Below are 20,717 nucleotides of genomic sequence, written 5' to 3' on the forward strand. Positions count from 1 at the left end.
TTCACTTTAAAACTCTGCCAAAATTTTATTTAAAACCTGTTGGCATACAATTAGGGAAAGACAGACCAGAAACATTAAAAAAAATATAATATTATGTCAGTAAACTTTAAGCCGTTAGCAGACCGCGTTTTGATCGAGCCGATCGCTGCTGAAACGAAGACCGCTTCAGGGATCATCATCCCGGATACCGCAAAAGAAAAACCTCAGGAAGGCACAGTAGTAGCTGTGGGACCTGGTAAAAAAGATGAGCCAACCACTGTACAGGTAGGTGACAAAGTTCTTTACGGAAAATATTCTGGTTCCGAATTAAAATTAGACGGAAAAGATTTTATCATTGCAAAAGAGTCTGATCTTTTAGGAGTAATAGGTTAAGCTGATAGCTATTGGCTAATGGCAGATGGCTTTCAGCGTTGAAAATAGAAAATGAGAGATTTTAAGAAATTTGAAGTTTGGCAATTAAGTCATCAGCTGACTTTGAAAATTTACAAAACAACCAAGGTTTTTCCGAAAGAGGAAATTTTTGGATTGACCTCTCAGATCAGAAGATCATTCGCTTCCATCGGATATAATATTTCGGAAGGAAGTGGCAGGAATTCAGATAAAGAATTTGCAAATTTTATTAACATCGCACTAGGATCATCCAACGAAGCCGAGAACCAATTAATACTTTCTAAAGATTTAGAATACCTTTCAGAAAAAGATTTCCAAAACCTTTCGGAAGAATTAACTATACTTAAAAAAAAGCTTGTCACCCTCTGGAACAGGCTTAACGGAAATTAAAATCAAATTATAAATTAATACAGCGAATCGCTAAAGCCAAAAGCCAAAAGCCAACAGCAATTCGCCAAAAGCAAAATAACATGGCAAAAGAAATAAAATTCGATATCGAGTCAAGAGATGCTCTAAAAAGAGGGGTTGATGCATTGGCTAATGCAGTAAAAGTAACTTTAGGACCAAAAGGTAGAAACGTAGTAATCGAAAAATCTTTCGGTGCACCTCACGTAACTAAAGATGGTGTTTCTGTAGCAAAAGAAATCGAACTTGAAGACAGAGTAGAAAACATGGGAGCGCAAATGGTAAAAGAAGTTGCTTCCAAAACCAATGATATCGCAGGAGACGGTACTACAACCGCTACTGTTTTAGCTCAGGCTATCGTGAGAGAAGGTCTTAAGAATGTAGCTGCCGGTGCAAACCCAATGGACTTGAAAAGAGGGATCGACAAAGCAGTAACTGCTGTTGTTGCTAACCTTAAAGAGCAGTCTAAAGAAGTAGGTGATTCTACTGAAATGGTGAAGCAGGTGGCTTCAGTTTCTGCTAACAACGACGAAACTATCGGATCTTTGATCGCTGAAGCTTTCGGAAAAGTAGGTAAAGAAGGGGTAATCACGGTAGAAGAAGCTAAAGGTATCGATACAACAGTAGACGTTGTAGAAGGGATGCAGTTTGACAGAGGTTACCAGTCGCCTTACTTCGTGACGAATCCTGAGAAAATGTTAACTGAATTGGAGAATCCATACATCCTTTTAGTTGAGAAGAAAATTTCTTCAATGAAAGAATTACTTCCGGTTCTTGAACCAATCGCACAAAGCGGAAAATCTTTACTGATTATTTCTGAAGAAGTGGATGGTGAAGCTTTGGCAACTTTGGTAGTGAATAAATTAAGAGGTTCTCTTAAAATTGCTGCTGTAAAAGCTCCGGGATTCGGTGACAGAAGGAAAGCAATGTTGGAAGATATCGCTATCTTAACTGGTGGTCAGGTAATTTCTGAAGAGCAAGGTTTCACAATGGAAAATGTATCTCTTGATATGTTGGGAACTGCTGAAAAAGTATCTATCGATAAAGACAACACGACAATCGTAAACGGTGGTGGTGAAGAAAGCAAGATCAAAGGAAGAGTAAACCAGATCAAAGCGCAGATGGAAACGACTACTTCTGACTACGATAGAGAAAAACTACAGGAGAGATTGGCTAAATTAGCCGGTGGTGTTGCTGTATTGTATGTAGGTGCAGCTTCTGAAGTTGAAATGAAAGAGAAAAAAGACAGAGTTGACGATGCCTTAAATGCTACGAGAGCAGCGGTTGAAGAAGGTATCGTTGCCGGTGGTGGTGTTGCTTTTGTACGAGCAATCTCTGCTTTAGCAAACCTTGAAGGAATCAATGCTGATGAAACTACAGGGATCAAAATCGTAAAAAGAGCGATCGAGGAGCCATTGAGACAAATCGTTGCTAACGCAGGAGGTGAAGGTTCTGTAATCGTAGCGAAAGTTGCTGAAGGCAGCGGAGACTTCGGATACAATGCTAAAACTGACGAGTATGTAAACATGCTTGAAGCAGGAATCATCGACCCTACGAAAGTAACAAGAGTTGCCCTTGAAAACGCAGCTTCAGTTTCTGGAATGCTATTAACAACTGAGTGTGTAATCACTGAAATTAAGAGCGCAGAACCTGCTATGCCAATGGGAGGTGGAATGCCGGGAATGATGTAGTAGCGTGTCGCTGAGACAATATAAATTTTAAAACCGTTCTGGAAACAGAGCGGTTTTTTTACTAAAATAACTAAATATGAAAAATATAGATCACTTTGATGATTTCATATCTCTTCTCGAAAATACTATGAAAGAGTATAGGGATATTAAAACTTTAATAGAAAAAAATAATCTATCAGAAAGATTTGAGGATTTACAGAAGACAAATGAGCTAGCTATGTTATTTACAGTTGCAAATTCTGACCTTACAATTTCTTTAAAGAATTTACATATCGTAAATAAAGATTCTGAAAGATTATTCTTTGTCAAAAATATTTTTTTAACAATACATGAAACAATTGTTGCATATCAGGGAAATGGGAAGTTTATTAATAATCTATGTCAGACTTATGATGAAACAAAAGATGCGTACAAGACTGTAACTGATAATTTAAGAAAATTCAAAAAAGATCATGATTACGAGCGTTATATAATACCTATGCGCAATAGTATTTCCGCACATATTGATATTGATTCTTTTTATGATGAAACCATCCAAATTGATATTGATAAAATATTAGAAATGACATTGCATTTTGGACAGGAATTTTTATCTACTGCGATATCTTTGATAAAAATTCTGTTGAAATATCTAGTTAATAATTTCTTAAGTCAATCTCGCTAAAAACAATATAAAGTTAAAACCTTTCAGATTTTTCTGAGCGGTTTTGTTTTACAACAATTAATTAACAAATCTGTATTTATAAAACCTGTAAAACAACTTATTAAAATAAATATCTATATTTAAGCTAACAAATTAAAAACTAAAAAAATGTGGACTTTTATTGTAATTATAATTGCTGCAATTATAATTTGGGCTATCGTTAGTAATAATACTGACAACGAAAAAATTAGAGAACACAATAACAGACAAGGCGGACTTAAAAGCCAATTTTTAAGTTTTTCAAACATATTAGAAAATAAATTTAATATGAACTTGAAATATGATGATGGTAGAATGATTCGCTACAAAAAAGAAGTTTCAATTGGCGAATTGAATATTGGAGTTCATCTTGATTATGCCAACTTTAAAATAATTTATTCTGAAATTATAAAAAAAGATGGAACAATCATTAAAGGTCAAAATGTTACATATCCTATTGTAGATGATGTAAAACTGATGGAAGATAGTATAAATTTCAGTATAAAGAATCTAATGTCTGAAATTTCAAAATTGGATTTAAAAAATCAACAAATTTACATTCCAGCTAAAAAACATACTAAGCACTGGTTTAAAATTATTAATAATACAAATACCGAAGATGAAATAAATTTTTATGCGAAAAAACTATTTTTGAATGATGACATCAATCCCGATGTTGTAAGAGCAAATTTATTTTATTACAAATTTGGGGAGGCTCATCCTGAAAGATACGAATCCCCATCAATTAGACATATAGCTTCTGTGCCACTAATTTTTAGTGATTTATTTATTTCAGCATATCCAGATGTGTATTTATGGATTAAAAAAAAGGAATTAGATATTAGCAGATTTGATACTTTACATGAACAAAATAATAACAGACAGGATTTGAGCAGTCTGATGGATTTTTACAGATTATTTATTGATCAATATTTAGTTGAAAAAACTAAGCTCGAATGCCAAAATCCAGGATTTAGGTTTGCTCCTAATTAATCATGTTAATATGTTGGCGAGTGTCTCTCTCGTACCCACAACATAACAACATTCAGTTTTCAAATAAAACAAACCGCTTCGCTAAGTCTCCTGACCTTACGGCAGTGTTACAAAAAAGTTTTCATCCCAGATGTCGCGGATTTCCAATCCGTGAGTTTTTCACTATATTTAAAACATATTTTTCTACACAGAAAATCAATTAAAACAAACCTCACCACCTTTGAAAACAAAATTATTACTCCTTTCACTTTTCGGTTTTTGTTTAAGCAATGCACAAACCTTAAATTTTAAACATCTTTCGGATATGTCTGTGAGAAGAGGAGCGATAAGCAGTGCTATTGCAGATGACAATATCTATGTGAGCAATGGGTATAAAGATTCGGATGGTAATGCTGTTTTTATTGAGAAATACAGCATTAAAGATAACCGTTGGAGTGTAATCAATTCTACTTTGGTTCCTAAAAGATTCGCCAATTCGGAGACTTACGGTAATAAAATTTATATTTTTAACGGGTGGGGAAACAGCCATCTTGAAATTATAGACCTTGAAACGCATAAAAAAACGAAAGGAGCTGTTAACCGTGCCTACACAGGAAATGCCGGTTCTGCCATCCATAACGGAAAAATATATACCTTCGGCGGCAGTGGACTCAACAATGCCGCCACCACAGTATTTTCTGATAGATTCCAGTATTATGACATTGCTTCAGACACATGGCATGCGTTATCGAATATGCCAACCGCCAGAGAAGCAAGGGGCAAAATTGTTAATGATAAGCTTTATGTAATCGGTGGTTTTAACGGTACCTCATCCCGTCTGGTCAATGTGTATGATTTCAACAAGAATCTCTGGACTGAGCAATATACGATGCCGACTGCGATATCAGGTCACGCATTAGCAGTTTACGGTACTAAGATTTTTATTGCTGGCGGTTACAACAATCAGTCGTTTTTGGCCTATTTTGATACAGAAACCAATACGGTACATCAGTTATCATCCAACATGACTCCCAGACGCCACGCTGCTGCGGAAATACACAGCAATAAATTATACATCATCGGTGGAAGTACAGCCTCCTCAACCAAATCAGCTGTTAAGAGCGTTCAGGTTGCAGATATCAGCGAAGAAGTGCTTTCCGCTAAATAAAAGGAGATATATTTAAATAAAAAGCTGATCCGTGACAGCGCAGCTTTAACGGATCGCCAAGAGAATATTTTAAGACCGTTCAGATTTCCCTGGGCGGTTTTTTAACGAATCAAACTCAGTTGTACAATTTATACATACATTATATTTTCACTTGTAAATAAAACCAATTATAAAATTGTACAGAATTTCAAAACCTCACTTTGATTAGTTAATTTGCATCTAATATTTATTATCATTGCGAAGTATTCATTATTTTAACACCCCAAAACTTTTTATAAAACTGGCTAAAAACACAGTAAATTTACTCCATTTTAATCTACTGTGATAGGCAAAACGCAGCGCTGACGCATTCTAAAGTAGTTTATCCAGTGTAAGAGTATAGATACTGTATGGATAAAGCATGGATACTCCATAGATAGAGTATCAATGTGGTACTTTTTAAACGTCGAAATTTTTCATTTGATTGTTTAAGATATAAATATGGATTTTTAAACAAAGCAATACTTATTTTATGAAATTCATAAAGTAATTTTTAAGGAATATTTGTCTGATATCTATCCATTGGCTAAAGAAAATAGATGACGAAAACTCTTCGCGTCTGAAGAGCAATTATCTTCTGGATAAACCTACAGATTTTTTCAGGACAAAAAAAAAATTCTTGCCCCATTCCGCTGTTGTGTGTATTATTGTAAAAAACAAATCATGCAAATTCAGGTTTCTCACGACTTTCGCAGGAAGGCGTCTTCAGCCGTTTCTTCCATCGTTATTTTTATTTTTGTCTACTTTCTGATCTTTATTTTTGCACTCGCACTCGCTGGCGGTTCGGTTGTGGTCGGTATTTGGCTGATTGCTGCAAAACCGATGTTTTTTACTTTGATGGCAGGCGCAGGTCTGGCAGGTTGCGGGCTTTTGGTGTTTTATTTCGTCATTAAATTCCTGTTCAAAAAACATGTGAATGACCTCAGCCATTTAACGGAAATCAAAAGAAAGGATGAACCCGAACTCTTCAAAATGATCGATGAAATCGTGAAAGAAGCTGGTACAGACGCACCGAAGCGGGTGTATCTTTCAAACGAGGTCAATGCGAGCGTTTTCTATGATTCCAGTTTCTGGAGTATGTTTTTTCCCATAAAGAAAAATCTCACCATCGGTGTAGGTTTGGTAAATGTTTCGACGAAGCAGGAGCTGAAAGCTATTTTAGCGCACGAGTTCGGTCACTTTTCGCAGCGGTCGATGAAGGTCGGAAGTTACGTGTACAATGTGAATCAGATTATTTTTAATCTCGTTAATGACGACGAATCGTACCAGAATTCTGTGCAGAAATGGGCAAGTGTAAGCGGTTACTTTTCCATTTTTGCGGTGGTGGCTTTCTTCATCACCAACAAAATTAAATGGGTGCTTACCAAAATGTACAACTTTGTAAATGTACGCTATATGGCACTTTCCCGCGAGATGGAATTTCATGCCGATGAGGTGGCCGCGCATATTTCGGGCTCGCTTCCGCTGGAAGAATCGCTGATGCGTATGGAAATTGCCGACGATGCGTATGGCCGTGTGATCTCTTTTTACACGAAGAAAATTGCTAAAAATCAGTCCAGCAAAAATCTCTATCAGGAGCAGCGCTTTGTCCTTAATTTTTTAGCAGAACAGAATAAACTGGAGATCAAACACGGACTTCCGGTGGTGAAACAGGACGATTCCGGTTGGTATAATAAGTCGAAACTCAACATAGAAAATCAGTGGGCGTCGCATCCTACTGTTGCCGACCGCGTGGTGAGACTCCAGGCTTTAAACATCCAAAAAGAAGCAGATCACAGCCCGGCAAACACGCTGTTCAGCGATTATCACCGAACCGAAGAACGCCTTACCACGAAGCTTTTCCTGAATGTAAAGTACGATCATACACGCAGAGATGTAGAGTTTGATCAGTTTACCACTGAGTTTACCGAAGAGTTCCGCAGAAACAGTTTTCATAAGATTTTCAATTCCTATTATGATCACAAAAATCCGGGAACTGCTGTGAAAGATGATGTTACGAATCTTGCAGAAAATGCAGAAGATCTTTTTAGCTATGAGAATGTCGAAAAAGTATATACGCTTATCGCTCTTGAAAATGACAAAAATACCTTGGAAGCTATTCTCAGAAAGGAAATCCCGGTTAAAACATTCGATTACGACGGCGTAAAATACAAAATGGCAGATGCGAAAAAACTGATTCCGCAACTCGAAAACGAGATCACCCAATTATCGGCGGAAATCGAAAGCAATGATCAGAATATCTACAGTTACTTCCTGAAAACGGCCACTGAAGCCGGCAAAAAGGAAGAATTCATTTCAACCTACCGAAGATTTTCAGCATTCGACGAAGCATACACGGTAAAATATAAACTCTACACCGATTTGATAGAAGCGACCGCTTTTCTCAATGTAACGACGCCGTTTGAAGTCATCCGAAAAAATTTCGCAAAGCTGAAACCGTTAGAAGATCAGCTTAAAAAAGAACTCTCCGTCATCCTCGAAATTCCGGAAATGACCGACGATCTGTCTGTTCAGGAACTCGCCGATCTCAAGCATTTTGTAGAATTTTCTCAGTCGTATTTCGGCAAAGATCAGTATCATACGGTAGCTTTGCAGCGGCTTGTACAGGCGATCAACCTCTTCCCGTATTTCCTGAATCTGCAGTATTTTAAACAGAAGAAAGAAGTTCTGGATCTGATGAATCAGTTGGAAGAGTGGAAGTTGGAAGATGTGAGTGATGCTATGCTTTCTGGTAAGTAGATTAATGCCGAAATATTTAAATCAAAAAATATTAATAAACCGTAGATTGCTCTTAAAAAAGCTATAGACGATAAACAGATTTTCATTAATTTTTTATCATAAAACCCGTATTGAATGTCACGAGATAATTTGATTTACAGTCTTAGCAATGGATACAGTCCGTATATCCGTAAAGACGAAAATGGTTTAAAATACTGTTTTCCTGTTTCGTCTGGTCACGTAGATAAAGATTTTGAATTTTTTATTACAGATGAAGATTTGGATATTTTAAGGTCCAGTGATTACAGATTTAAATTGTTCTATCTTGTACTTTTCTTCGAAGCTCAATCTACCTTTGGAACCGGTAATAGAAATCCGCGAACATATAAAATCGAAGAGTTTGAGAAAGCAAAGGCTATCGTTTTATATCAGTCAGAATCTGAACTGCACAAATACCTCTTAAAATTTTGTAAAAAATATAATTTGGGAGATCATTATTTTCAATCGTTTTCAAAAAGTGTGTTCGAAAAATAATTATTTTTTTGCTCACAACAATTTTAAAAAAATCATCGGTTTTCTATTAAAAACATTTAAAAACAGCGTAGCAATTTTATGTGGAAAAAAATCAATCTTTCAGTTTTAACTACAGAAATACTGCTAACTCTACCCGCTACTTTTTCCGGGAAAATCGCATTTGGTTATGGATTGGGAGATTTGTTTTTCTACTGTTTAATGTATTTTATTTTAATAACTCATCTCATCTTAACACTACGTTGGAATAAACAACCTGACAAGCAAAGAATCATGGCAACAGTATTTTTTTTGCTGACAATTTAAATATCCTTAAAAGCAACAATTTACCGTGGCAGTGAGTACCCGTGGAATGGAAATGTTTTTTACGAAAATTAAAGTTATGATAGTGAAAAAGATTTTGTTTATTTTTTGTTTATACTTACTTCACTCATGTAAAAATGAACTGAAGATTGAAAAACATGAAAGACCAATGGAAGTATTTTTAATACCTCAGCATTTAGATAATTTCGCCGTAGTTTATGAAGCCAAAGAAACTATTGATTTTAAAAAGAAGATTATTTACAATATTCCTGCAAATGGATTACTTATAGTGAAATTCCAAAGAAATAGCAGCATGTTCAATCATAAATACATTTTAGTTGATAAAAAAAATGTAAGAACAGACCTTCAGGATTTTGCAAAGGAAAGCTATTGGAAAAGAGTAAAGAATGATAAAAGGTACATGCTTGAAAGTTTGGATGGCTCATATGTTGACGGCATATTTTCAGAAGGCAGTGCAAATCAGATAAAAATTTCGAGCGATAATCCTCATGCAGTAAAATGGTTTGGAATTATAATTGGCAGCGAACGTGACAATCAAAATATTTTACGTAAAAAACTATTTTATAAAATTGACAGTATTTCGAAATATATTCATTCACCGCAATAATAAAGACTTATATAATTATTCGTTTTTCAGAAATAATGTAATTATAAACTCACTGTATGCAAATCAAAAATCTACTCAGAATCATTTTCAGAATTTTCGGTCTGTACACGGTCATCAGTTTGGCTTTCACTTTTTTGCCCCAACAAATCGTTTACCTGATAAATGCCCAACTGATCTTTCCTTTCGATTCTCAAAACGGAGTGCTGCAGGACATCATTTATCTGATCATCATTCTGTTTTTCATCGTGCTCTCTGCGTATCTGTTGATCATCAATCCGGATGTCATTATTAACAAATTAAAACCGTTAACATTTCTTGACGAGAGAATTGATTTTCAAAAATTAAATGCCGAAAGTCTTCTGCAGATCGCCATTCTTTCAGTCGGGATTTTAATTCTTTTTGATTCGGTACCCGAGCTGATTAATAAATCATTCCTTCTTCTGAAGCTGAAAAAGATGGGTGCAGATATCGGAGACGAACTTTCAACCGTCGGATTAAATTATGAGATCATCACCGCATCATTTAAAACCCTGTTAGGATTAATGTTTATCGTCTTTCAGAACAAAATAGGAAAGATGCTTTTCAAATAAATCTCAAAGCTGTTTTTTGCTCCTGCAAACAGTGTTCTTGCTCCTGCGGGTAGTGATTGAGCTCCTGCGAACAGTGATTTTGCTCCTGCGAACAGTAATCTCGGTCCTGCAAGTAGTGATCTTGCTCCTGCGGGTAGTGTTTTAGCTCCGGCAGAAAGTATTCTCTCAACAGCAAAAAGACTTCCCGCACCTGCAGAAAGTCTTTCACTATTTTAAATCTTTATTAAAGTAAATCTTATGGCGCCAGCCTCGCGATTTTCCAGTCAAAATCTTTGGTCAGCGTGTACAGAATCCGGTCGTGAAGGCGGTTTGGTCTTCCCTGCCAGAATTCAATTTCGTATGGTTTCGCAATATATCCGCCCCAGTTTTCAGGTCGCGGAACTTCAGTTTCTGCATACTTTTCCTCAAGCTGATACAGCTTTTCCTCAAGATACTCACGGTTCGGGATTTCTGCACTTTGTGGCGATACTACCGCTCCAAGCTGGCTTCCTTTCGGTCTGCTGTGGAAATAACCGTCGCTCAGATTCTCCGCAATCTTTTCCAGATCTGCTTTAATGATGATCTGTCGCTCCAGTGCCGGCCAGAAAAAATGCAGACACGCTTTATGTGTTTTCTCAATCGATTTTCCCTTCCGGCTGTCGTAGTTGGTATAAAAAATAAAACCTTCATGCGTGTACGATTTTAGCAGAACCATTCTTGTACGCGGGCACCCGTCTTCTTCTACTGTAGAAATTGCCATCGCGTTCGCCTCTCCCACCGCCGGATTTTCACTCGCCTCCTGAAACCAGTCTCTGAACTGCTCTACCGGATTTTGTTTAATCTCACTTTCAAGCAATTGAGATTTTTCATAAACTTTTCTCTTGTCGTGCAGGTTTTCCATCCGTTATTTTTTATTAAATTTGAGTATGAGTTACTCGTACAAAGGTAAAATTTTAATTTCCACGCCTGATATCATGGGAGACATTTTTTCCCGCGCCGTCGTTCTCATTATAGAGCATAATGATGAAGGCGCCTTCGGTCTTATTCTCAACAAAAAAAGCGAGGCGCTGAGCGAGAATGTGAGTGAGTTTTTAGAGTATGACACCGAAATCTATGAAGGCGGACCGGTAGAAAAAGAGCGTTATTTTTTTATCGTGAAAAATCATGAGGATATTTCTCCCAAAGCAACACGCATCAATGATGAATTTTTCTTCACCGAAGATATGCAGGCGGTGATTTCTGCACTTACACAGGAAAAAATTCATCTCGATGAGATCAAAGCATTCAGCGGATATTCCGGCTGGTCGGCACTACAGCTAGATAAAGAAGTCGATAATAAATTGTGGACGGTAGTTGATGTTTACAATCTCGATTATACATTCCCAAACGATCATACGCTTTGGAAATCAATCATGCAGAATCTGGGTGGTGAATATCTTCTCTGGGCAAATTCACCTTCCAATATTTATCTGAACTAAAAGATTTAAGTCATAAACTTTTAACAAAACTTTAGGATAGATTTGTACAATAATCAACGGCAAAGCAGCGTTTCATAAAAACATTCTCGCAGGAGAATTTTTGAGGCTGTTTCAGCGGACGAAAATCTAAACCATAAAATTCTGTAAACTCCAGAATAAAAACCCGATAAAGGACGGCACCACCGTTGTTTACCGGGTTTGTCAATTTTAGAAACTCTGTGCCCAGCTTTTTACCATCTCGGTAAATCTTTCGCTGCCAAAAGTTTTGTTCCTGATTTTCTTTACCGTGAAAATTCCTTTTTCTTCAGAGATCACCAGAATTTCTTCGCTTTTCTGAGATTCGAAAGCAATGATTTCCTGCTCCTGAATATCAGCAAGATTATTTTTATGAATAAAGGTGACGAAGTTTTCCAGCAGCGGCGAAATGTAAGAACCTTCACTTTGCTTCACGACTTTGATGACCTCACCTTCAAGAAAGAGTAGATTTCCGAAAGAAGTTCTTGCAATTCGTTTTTCAGGATTAAGAAGAATCACATCATCCAGGTCATTTTCCTGTGCATAGATCGAAGCATAAATATTCTCCGGACAATGTACCCGGATGTTGCTCAGAAGATTGCTGTTGACATTGATTTCCTTAATATGATCAAGTTCCAAAGCATTCGGCTGCATTGCCAAAACATCTTCAGAAGTTTTGACTTCAAAATAATAAGAAACGCTGCATTGCGACAGATGCTGATGATCAGCATTCCGGAAAACCATAAAACTGATAATTCCGTTGCTGATGTTTTGTCCTTCAATAATTTTCTCCTGAAAAAGCTTCTGAAAAAACTCAAGCGTGTAGCTTAACGGAATATTCATACGCATTTTGCGCATCGATGCCATCAGGAAAAAATAACATTCCTCATCCATGATCAGCATTCCATTCCGCACAAAAAAAGAAACCTTTACGGCATCGCCCAGAAGAAACGCACGGTTGGCAGTTTCAATTTCTGGTGAACTAAAAAATTTGTTTTCCAAAATAAGAGGTTTTATAAAAAAAATAATGAACGAAAATTCGTCCATCAGTTTTATCGTTTTTGAAAATCGCTTACGCGGCGCCGAGTTTTATTCTCAGATTCTCGATCAGATTTTCCCAGTAGAGCGCGTTTTCTTCTTCGTCGCCTTCCTCGCAAAAATCGGTAATATTCAGAGCCAGATCTTCTGTAATGTCGTCGATCGTGATGGTCATTTCAAAATAATTCTTTGTGCCCTCATCTTCTTCCCAACGGAATCTTACAAAGCTTTCCGGCTTGTATCTAATGAGAGTGGCTTTCTCCTCAGAGCCGCCTCCCCAGGTGAAATAGAAATCGTCTCCCTTCTCCACCACATCATCTGCAAACCACTCAGAAAGACCTTCTGCGCTCGCCAGATATTCATATAAAATCTCTGAAAGACAGTGCATTGGGAATTCGTAATGGACTTTATGTTTCGCCATATTGCTTACTTTTTAACGTGACGCAATATATAAAATATTATTTTCTTTACGCCAAATTGTAAGTTTTTTTTTGTAAAGCTTCTATGATATTTGTCAGCGGCGACTGCCGGATTCTACGCGAAATCTTTAAGCTTAAAATTTAATTAAATTTAAAAATATTCAACCTCATCCAATGCCTCCAAGATGATTTTGCAACCTTCTTCGATTTCGGCCTTACTGAGCGTGAGTGGCGGTGATATCCGCATATATTCATTTCGGTAAAGCTGCCAGAAAACGATCAGACCTTTTTCCATACAGCGTTTTGCAACTTCAAGTGTATATTCCGGGCTGCCAAGATTTACCGCAAGCATTAAACCTTTACCGTTGATATTTTTAATTTTCGGATGAATAAGTAGCGACCGGAACAGCGCTTCTTTTTCCGCTACTTTTTCCATTAAATTACTTTCTAAAACTTCCTGCAGCGTCGCCAGAGAAGCTGCGGCGATCAGCGGATTTCCCCCGAAAGTGGTGATATGACCAAGCTTCGGCGAATGCGTAAGACTTTTCATAATCTCTTCCGAAGCCATAAAAGCGCCCACCGGAACGCCGCCGCCCATGCCTTTTCCCATCACCAGAATATCAGGTACGATGCCGAAATGTTCAAACGCAAAGAGCTTCCCTGTCCTGCCAAATCCGGGCTGAATTTCATCTAAAATAAGCAGCGCACCGGTTTCTTCGCAGCGTCTTTTCAGCTTCTGCATATATTCTTTATCCGGAACGAGAAATCCCGCCGCACCCTGAATAGTTTCCAAAAGCACGCACGCCGTTCTTTCTGTAATTTTTTCTAAATCTTTTTCTTCATTAAAACCGATAAAAGAAACCATCGGGAGAAGCGGACGGTATTCCCGCTTGTGATATTCGTTCCCAGAAACGCTCAGTGCGCCATGGGTGTTGCCGTGATAAGAATTTTTAAAAGAAATAATCTCTTCGCGGCCCGTATATCTTTTGGCCAGTTTCAGACTGCCGTCAATCGCCTCGGCACCGCTGTTCACAAGATACGTCACCGAAAGCGGATCGGGCGTCGCTTCCGCAAGCAGACGGCACAGCTCGACAGGTTTTTCCTGTGCATATTCGCCATAAACCATTACATGCAGATATTTTTCAGCCTGCTCTTTTATCGCATTTACAATTTTTGGATGCGAATGCCCGAGTGTGTTAGCAGAAACTCCCGCCACGAAATCAAGATATCTTCTCCCATCTTTGCCGTAAATATAACTTCCCACCGCTTTTTCTACCTCAAAACCTGCCGCATAAGGTGTGGTCTGAGCCTGAAATTTAAAAAAATCTGTCTGCATTTTGTGTAATGAAATATTGGCAAAGCTAAAGAAGATTCTTCAGAAGCCGAAATGCTGCGCTGTAAACTTGCAGCATTAAGGCGAGAACATATCTGAAATCATTTGGCATTAAATACAAAACTTTTTAAAAATATATTTAATTCAACCACAAAACTAAAATTCCAGCCTATTTGCCTCAACAACCACCCTTTTTGCCTGAATATCCAGCCAAAGTGCCTCGATAACAAGCCTTTTTGCTTCAACTGCCACCCAATTTGCCTGGATTTCCACCCTATTTACCTCAGCAATGAGCCTTTTTGCCTGGAATTCCACCTTTCAGGCTGAACATCCACCCTTTTTGCCTCGTTTTTAGTATTTTAGGTAACGACTTCGAAAAATTAATACAAAAAAATACCGGCGTAGTGACCGGTATTATTATTTTATCTTCGAACTCTTTTTGGTTTCTTCGCTTCTTCTTTGGCTTTCTCCCGCGCCGCCGCCGCCTGAATCTGATCATACAGCGCATCGTTTGGCGTGTATTTAATCTCTTCATAGTTGGGCGAATCGACGAGAATATCCCGCCACTTCCGGATGCGGTCTTTGGTATTCCAGTTAAATTCCGGGAACTTCTTGTCTTCCGGAGCAATCAGACTCATCGGATACGTGTTTGCATCGGCACCTATCGAACACGAGATAATCTGCAGCTGCTGAGCTTCGAAGTAAGCACCGATAATTCCGCAGGTAGAAATTGTGATTCCGAGGCGTTCGGTTTCCTTCGTCTTTTCATTGACATCATCATCATATGTGATTGCCTGTGCGTTGCCGATCACTTTTATTTCTTTGATGTCTTTGCCCTCGTAGTAGACATTCATCGTTTTTCCTTTCACCTGATTGAATTCATCAACGAGGTTGGTAGAATCTACTTTGCTGATGGCGAGACCATTTCCGATAACTTTCAACGAGTCGATGTTTTCAGTTTCGGTATTAAAATACGCCTCGATTTTGTCGCCGGTTACCTGTCTTTCACCACTCCATAAAATTGGTTTTGTGTACATGTGCATTACACCGTCGGTTTCATTAAAGGCAATAGAATCGGCTCTTCCCTGTGCGTTTGACTTATAAATTCTCGCTTTTTTGTAGGCGCGCAGATAACTCTTTTTGATATTGGCAGAATCTGGTTTTTGGTAAGAAAGAATTTTTTCTGCCGCAAAGTAGATCGAATCTTTCTCCAGAATCTTAACCGCATACGGATTTTTGGTAATCATCGCAGAATCTTTCTTTTCGTAAATTTCTCCGTAACCGCCTTTGATGTATCTTTTTTCGACAGGATCATCCAAAGTTACATTTCCCGTTCCCTTTCCAAAACCGGTGATCTGGTTAAAATAAAGCTCGTCTCCTGTAAGAATTTTATCATTGTAAAAAATCCTCGAGTTTTTGGTAAGAAAAGCTTCCTTTGTGTTGAGATTATACGTGCCTTTGTCGGTGATAATCTTTTTTTTCGGATTTTTCTTATTTGTAATCACCGTGTAGCCGGAAATATCTACAATGTTGGTATTCTGATTCTGCACCAGATTCGGACCTTCAAGTGTATAATCCCGGTCTTCAATTTTTACATTTTGATTCAGATTAATGGTACGCGTTGTAAGATCATACGTTCCGGATTTGGAGTATGTCACGCTTTTACCATCACTGATCGTTCCGCCGGTATTGTAATACGCTTCGTTTGAGATACGGTCGTAGTACATCGTCTGCGTTTTGATCACCGTGCCTTTAGGATCATTCAAAACCACATTTTTACGGGCAACACCACGCTGGGTATTTCCGTCGTACTCCATTTCTTCGGCGGTAATCACAGAGCCGTCGGAGTTTAGCAGTTTTACATTCCCAATTGCTTTCAGGAAGTTTTCTTCTTCATAAAGAATCACAAGATCCGCCGATAGAACCGATCCCTGATGTTCAAAAACAACATTGCCTTTGAAATACCGGTTGCCGTCGTAATTGGTATCTTTCTTTATCTCATCGGCATGCCTTATGCGCACTTTGTTTTGAGGCGTAGAAGAAGGTGGCTGATTTCCTGCAGGTGTCTGTAAAAAAGGATCCCGCTGAACAGGTTTCTGGCCATCCTGACCGAAAAGCATCAGCGAGAAAAAAGTAAGAATAAGCAGCGCTGACTTCATGAATTAATCATTCTTGGTACCGTAGAAATACAGCGAATGCGAATCGATTTTTACATTAAAAGCAGCTTCGATAGATTCTTTAATCCCCTGAATACGCGGATCGCAGAACTCAATAATCTCAGATATTTCTTTGTCTGAATCTTTCTTGTAAATCACCAGATGATCGTGCTGCTTGTCGAAATAAGACTTTTCGTATGATGAAGAAGTCAAAGTTTTTTCGCCAAACTGATGCTTGCGGATTAAGCCCGCGTCGAGGAAAATCTCGATTGTATTGTAGATCGTGGCTTTGGAAACATGATACTTTTTCTGCATCATAAGAAGATACAGATCATCCACATTAAAGTGATGATCCATATTATAAATCTCTTCTAAAATCGTGTAGCGCTCGGGTGTATTCCGGAATCCCTTCTCCAAAAGATAGTTTCTGAGAACATCTTTGATGAGGACTATATTGTTGTCTTTATGTATCGTATCCATCAGTAAAATTATACTACAAATTTATCCTTTTTTATTTAAATAAAAAGGCGATAATCTTGCTGTACAGATATTAGATTAAAAATTGTGTCTGATGAAAACCGACTGCTCAATCTTTCTGCTGGAAACGGCTTCATCCGTAAGCGGCGCAGATTCTACGACTACATTGTGTGATGAAACGCCCCATGCTTTGAAGTCGTCGCTGCCGATATACTTCACAAAATTGTAGATGTTGAGCGTGATTTTCTGCTTTACATTAAGAAGAATATCATTGATGTACGTGTTGTCGATGATCACATATTTCAAATCCGGCGGAACGCTGTGCGCGCGAAGCGAAGGATGACTGCTGACTTTCGGGATCGTACCGTCGGCCATCAGATCTTTCAAAACCATGTTGAAATAATCATTTATTCTGCGGTCTACTTTAAAACCTAAAAGGAAATTCACTTTATAAATCGTTCCCGGAAGAATTTCGTCGATAGAATATTTGAATGTGTAAGGATCTTCTTGATTGATGATACTCAAAATAAAATAATGATCGGCCCGTTTTGGCTGCTTTTTGATAATTGAATAAATAATCTTAGACTCAACCTCATCATTTCTTTTGGCACGGCTCAGGTACGCAAGATTCGTACAGTATTTCGGGATTGTTTCATCAAGTTTCATGTCTTTAATGATAGAAACATAACGCTCGATTTTAACGAAATTTATAAAGCTTGCTTTAATTAATCTTCCGTTATACCATGCATACATGCAGACCGCAATGAAACCGCCGAGCACCATCGTAAGCCAGCCGCCGTCCATAAATTTCAGAACATTTGCATAGAAAAACCCAGATTCCAGTAAAATATAAGTGATTCCGAAACCGATAATAAATATTTTGTTCACACGGCTTCTTCCCAACCAATAAAGGAGTAAAACCGTCGTCATGAGCATCGTAATCGTGATCGTCAAACCATATGCGGCTTCCATTCTTTCAGATTCCTGAAAAAACAGTACAACCACAAAACACAGAACCATTAGTCCCCAGTTTACTTTCGGGATGTACATCTGACCTTTATTACCGGAAGGATATTCGATATGCTGATTTGGCCAGAATGAAATTGACATCGCTTCTGAAAACATTGTAAATGAACCGGTAATCACCGCCTGACTTGCAATGATCGCCGCTAAAGTTGCCAAAATTACGCCTGGTAAAACCGCCCATTCCGGGAGAATCCCAAAGAAAGGATTAACGCCTGTAAAAACTTTTTGATAATTATCCAAAAGCCACGCTCCCTGACCGAGATAATTCAAGATAAGCATTGATTTAACGAAAATCCAGCTTACTCTGATATTTTTTGCACCGCAGTGTCCAAGATCTGAATATAAGGCTTCGGCTCCCGTTGTACACAGAAAAACCGCACCCATGATCACGATTGCACTCGGGGAATGCGTAATCAGATTATATGCATATACCGGATTAAATGCACGGAAAATTTCAATATGATCAATAATATGAATCGATCCAAAAGCTCCAAGAGCCAAAAACCACGTGACCATAATCGGCCCAAATAATTTCCCGATAGATGATGTGCCGAACTGCTGCACGAGAAAAACGATGAATAAGATAAACAGTGTGATATACACGACTGGAGTATCTGGATTGTAGATTTTCAAACCTTCAATCGCTGACATTACGGTAAGCGAGGGTGTGATAACACTGTCAGCAACCAAAGTTGAGGCACCGATAATTGCCACCACATAGAGCCATTTTTTCTTCAGCTTTTTTACCAGAGAATACAGAGAAAGAATTCCGCCTTCACCTTTGTTGTCGGCACGGAGTGCTATGATTACGTATTTGATTGTGGTTTGCAGCGTAAGCGTCCAGATAATACAGGAAAGTGCGCCTTCGATATATTCGTCGAAAGGCATGCTGGAACCGTCTTTTCTGGCATTCACGATCGCTTTCATTACGTAAAGCGGCGAGGTACCGATGTCTCCGAACACAATCCCGAGAGAAACAAGAACGCCTACATAAGTAAGTTTCTTCAGGTCGATATGATGACCCACGCCTGTAATGTCTGCCATGTCAGCTTTTTAATTTTTGAATGCGCAAATGTATACTAAATTTATCATGGTATGTGCAATAACCGATACATTGTATAAATGAAAAAACCTCCTTTCGGAAGTTTTTCTCTATTATTTCACATACATTGCTTTCTTGATTTCCTCTTTCACTTTTTCAAGTTTCGGGAACCATTCTGCAAATAGCGCAGCCGAATAAGGTGCCGGTGCATCTGGCGTAGTAATTCTTTTAATAGGAGCATCCAGATAATCAAATGCTTTTTGTTGTACGATATATGTAATCTCAGATGAAACTGAACCGAATGGCCATGCTTCTTCTAAAATAACCAGTCTGTTTGTTTTCTTTACGGATGCTAAAACTGTATCAAAATCTAAAGGTCTTACCGTACGGAGATCGATTACTTCTACAGAAATCCCTTCTTTCGCCATATCTTCAGCAGCCTGCAAAGCAAGTTTCATGATTTTACCGAAAGAAACCAACGTTACATCTGTTCCTTCTCTCTTAATATCTGCTTTCCCGATTGGGATGTAATATTCTTCTTCCGGAATTTCCATTTTGTCGCCATACATCTGCTCAGATTCCATGAAAATGATCGGGTCATTATCCTGAATTGCCGTTTTAAGCAAACCTTTCGCGTCATAAGGATTTGAAGGAACAACGACTTTCAATCCAGGAATGTTTGCATACCAGTTTTCAAAAGCCTGAGAATGCGTTGCTCCCAACTGGCCTGCAGAAGCAGTCGGCCCACGGAAAACGATTGGGCAATTCCACTGTCCACCGCTCATCTGACGGATTTTTGCAGCATTATTAATGATCTGATCGATCCCGACAAGCGCAAAATTAAAAGTCATATACTCTACAATCGGTCTGTTGCCATTCATCGCGGCACCCACAGCAATCCCGGAAAAACCAAGCTCAGCGATCGGTGTATCGATTACTCTTTTTGCCCCAAACTCATCCAGCATTCCCTTAGAAGCTTTATACGCTCCGTTGTAGTCTGCCACTTCTTCTCCCATTAGAAAGATCGATTCGTCCTTACGCATTTCTTCGCTCATTGCCTGCGCAATTACTTCACGAAAAGTATATTCTGCCATATGTATTCGAAAAATTTTAAAGTACAAAAGTAATGATTTTTACATTTATAGCCACAAAAAAAATGGCACCTCATTGCCGAGATGCCATTGATATTTTATCTGAATAAAATTTAGTCTACTTTCAGCCAGGTTTGCGTTTTCATGGCAATTCCCATTACGATGGCTTTCACTTTAAGCTTGTTACCTTCACGTACCAGTTCGGTTTTGTAGGTTTTACCGTCTTTTGGGTTTACGATAGTTCCTCCAGAAAATTCGTTCCCGTCTTTAGAAAGTCCGCGGATGATTTCAAGTCCTAAGATTGGTTTGTTTTTTCGGTCATCTTTACACTTCACGCAGGTTGGAGATTCCGGTTTAATGAGCAGCTGATTTACTTTTCCGTAATACTTGCCGTCAGATTTTTTGTAAATCTCTACAATCGACTTTGGCTTCCCGGTTTCGTCGTCAATGGTCTTCCATTTACCCTCGATTTGGGCGTAAGAAAACGTGCTTAGCAAGCAAAGGAAGAGAGTTGCAAATAATTTTTTCATATCGTTTATTTCTTTT

At 38.3% G+C, this 20,717-nt stretch carries 20 protein-coding genes; 11 read left to right on the forward strand and 9 right to left on the reverse strand.

The window, feature by feature from the left end; genetic code table 11:
• Nucleotides 1–93 precede the first annotated feature (93 nt).
• The 10 genes from groES to ASG01_RS13880 all read left to right on the forward strand — a co-directional run bounded on the left by groES (nucleotide 94) and on the right by ASG01_RS13880 (nucleotide 10,117).
• The gene (gene groES, locus ASG01_RS13835; protein WP_055864816.1) at nucleotides 94–372 is read left to right on the forward strand and encodes a co-chaperone GroES; all 279 of its coding nucleotides are present in this window, start codon (nucleotides 94–96) and stop codon (nucleotides 370–372) included.
• A gap of 51 nt (nucleotides 373–423) precedes the next feature.
• Entirely contained in the window at nucleotides 424–780 is a 357-nt protein-coding gene (locus tag ASG01_RS13840; protein WP_055864819.1) for a four helix bundle protein, read from the forward strand.
• A gap of 80 nt (nucleotides 781–860) precedes the next feature.
• The gene (gene groL, locus ASG01_RS13845) at nucleotides 861–2,486 is read left to right on the forward strand and encodes a chaperonin GroEL (RefSeq protein ID WP_055864822.1); all 1,626 of its coding nucleotides are present in this window, start codon (nucleotides 861–863) and stop codon (nucleotides 2,484–2,486) included.
• A gap of 76 nt (nucleotides 2,487–2,562) precedes the next feature.
• Nucleotides 2,563–3,150 (forward strand): hypothetical protein, encoded by a 588-nt coding sequence (locus tag ASG01_RS13850; protein ID WP_055864825.1) that lies wholly within the window; start codon nucleotides 2,563–2,565, stop codon nucleotides 3,148–3,150.
• Nucleotides 3,151–3,297: 147 nt separating this feature from the next.
• Nucleotides 3,298–4,161, forward strand: a complete 864-nt coding sequence (locus ASG01_RS13855) for a hypothetical protein (RefSeq protein ID WP_055864828.1) — start codon at nucleotides 3,298–3,300, stop codon at nucleotides 4,159–4,161.
• Between the two features lie 220 nt (nucleotides 4,162–4,381).
• Nucleotides 4,382–5,308, forward strand: coding sequence for a Kelch repeat-containing protein (locus tag ASG01_RS13860; protein WP_131725379.1), 927 nt, complete (start codon nucleotides 4,382–4,384; stop codon nucleotides 5,306–5,308).
• A gap of 702 nt (nucleotides 5,309–6,010) precedes the next feature.
• Nucleotides 6,011–8,086: a M48 family metalloprotease gene (locus tag ASG01_RS13865; protein ID WP_055864834.1), complete on the forward strand. Its 2,076-nt coding sequence runs from the start codon at nucleotides 6,011–6,013 to the stop codon at nucleotides 8,084–8,086.
• Between the two features lie 114 nt (nucleotides 8,087–8,200).
• Nucleotides 8,201–8,599, forward strand: a complete 399-nt coding sequence (locus ASG01_RS13870) for a hypothetical protein (RefSeq protein WP_055864837.1) — start codon at nucleotides 8,201–8,203, stop codon at nucleotides 8,597–8,599.
• Between the two features lie 469 nt (nucleotides 8,600–9,068).
• The gene (locus ASG01_RS13875) at nucleotides 9,069–9,527 is read left to right on the forward strand and encodes a hypothetical protein (protein ID WP_131725380.1); all 459 of its coding nucleotides are present in this window, start codon (nucleotides 9,069–9,071) and stop codon (nucleotides 9,525–9,527) included.
• A gap of 56 nt (nucleotides 9,528–9,583) precedes the next feature.
• Entirely contained in the window at nucleotides 9,584–10,117 is a 534-nt protein-coding gene (locus tag ASG01_RS13880; protein WP_055864843.1) for a hypothetical protein, read from the forward strand.
• A 235-nt stretch (nucleotides 10,118–10,352) separates the two neighbouring features.
• On the opposite strand, the gene pdxH is transcribed toward ASG01_RS13880, so the two are convergent.
• Nucleotides 10,353–10,997: a pyridoxamine 5'-phosphate oxidase gene (pdxH, locus tag ASG01_RS13890; RefSeq protein ID WP_055864850.1), complete on the reverse strand. Its 645-nt coding sequence runs from the start codon at nucleotides 10,995–10,997 to the stop codon at nucleotides 10,353–10,355.
• A 25-nt stretch (nucleotides 10,998–11,022) separates the two neighbouring features.
• On the opposite strand from pdxH, the gene ASG01_RS13895 reads away from it, so the two are divergent.
• Nucleotides 11,023–11,574, forward strand: a complete 552-nt coding sequence (locus ASG01_RS13895; protein WP_055864853.1) for a YqgE/AlgH family protein — start codon at nucleotides 11,023–11,025, stop codon at nucleotides 11,572–11,574.
• 207 nt (nucleotides 11,575–11,781) lie between these two features.
• Here ASG01_RS13895 and ASG01_RS13900 read toward each other — a convergent pair whose 3' ends face one another.
• From ASG01_RS13900 to ASG01_RS13935, 8 genes are all read right to left on the reverse strand, one after another.
• The gene (locus tag ASG01_RS13900) at nucleotides 11,782–12,591 is read right to left on the reverse strand and encodes an aminotransferase class IV (protein ID WP_055864975.1); all 810 of its coding nucleotides are present in this window, start codon (nucleotides 12,589–12,591) and stop codon (nucleotides 11,782–11,784) included.
• A 70-nt stretch (nucleotides 12,592–12,661) separates the two neighbouring features.
• A complete protein-coding gene (locus ASG01_RS13905; RefSeq protein WP_055864856.1) occupies nucleotides 12,662–13,048 on the reverse strand; it encodes an START-like domain-containing protein in 387 nt (128 codons plus the stop codon).
• 149 nt (nucleotides 13,049–13,197) lie between these two features.
• Nucleotides 13,198–14,382, reverse strand: a complete 1,185-nt coding sequence (locus ASG01_RS13910; RefSeq protein WP_055864859.1) for an aspartate aminotransferase family protein — start codon at nucleotides 14,380–14,382, stop codon at nucleotides 13,198–13,200.
• Between the two features lie 419 nt (nucleotides 14,383–14,801).
• The gene (locus ASG01_RS13915) at nucleotides 14,802–16,538 is read right to left on the reverse strand and encodes an OstA-like protein (protein WP_055864862.1); all 1,737 of its coding nucleotides are present in this window, start codon (nucleotides 16,536–16,538) and stop codon (nucleotides 14,802–14,804) included.
• A 3-nt stretch (nucleotides 16,539–16,541) separates the two neighbouring features.
• Nucleotides 16,542–17,015 carry a Fur family transcriptional regulator gene (locus tag ASG01_RS13920; protein WP_055864865.1) on the reverse strand — a complete coding sequence of 158 codons (474 nt, stop codon included), beginning with the start codon at nucleotides 17,013–17,015 and terminating at the stop codon, nucleotides 16,542–16,544.
• A gap of 75 nt (nucleotides 17,016–17,090) precedes the next feature.
• Nucleotides 17,091–19,082 (reverse strand): KUP/HAK/KT family potassium transporter, encoded by a 1,992-nt coding sequence (locus ASG01_RS13925; protein WP_055864868.1) that lies wholly within the window; start codon nucleotides 19,080–19,082, stop codon nucleotides 17,091–17,093.
• Between the two features lie 111 nt (nucleotides 19,083–19,193).
• Nucleotides 19,194–20,174, reverse strand: coding sequence for a pyruvate dehydrogenase complex E1 component subunit beta (locus ASG01_RS13930; RefSeq protein ID WP_055864871.1), 981 nt, complete (start codon nucleotides 20,172–20,174; stop codon nucleotides 19,194–19,196).
• Nucleotides 20,175–20,284: 110 nt separating this feature from the next.
• Nucleotides 20,285–20,701 carry a DUF2147 domain-containing protein gene (locus ASG01_RS13935; RefSeq protein ID WP_055864874.1) on the reverse strand — a complete coding sequence of 139 codons (417 nt, stop codon included), beginning with the start codon at nucleotides 20,699–20,701 and terminating at the stop codon, nucleotides 20,285–20,287.
• Between the last annotated feature and the right edge of the window lie 16 nt (nucleotides 20,702–20,717).

It is taken from the genome of Chryseobacterium sp. Leaf180 (genome assembly GCF_001424585.1).
GTDB lineage: Bacteria > Bacteroidota > Bacteroidia > Flavobacteriales > Weeksellaceae > Chryseobacterium.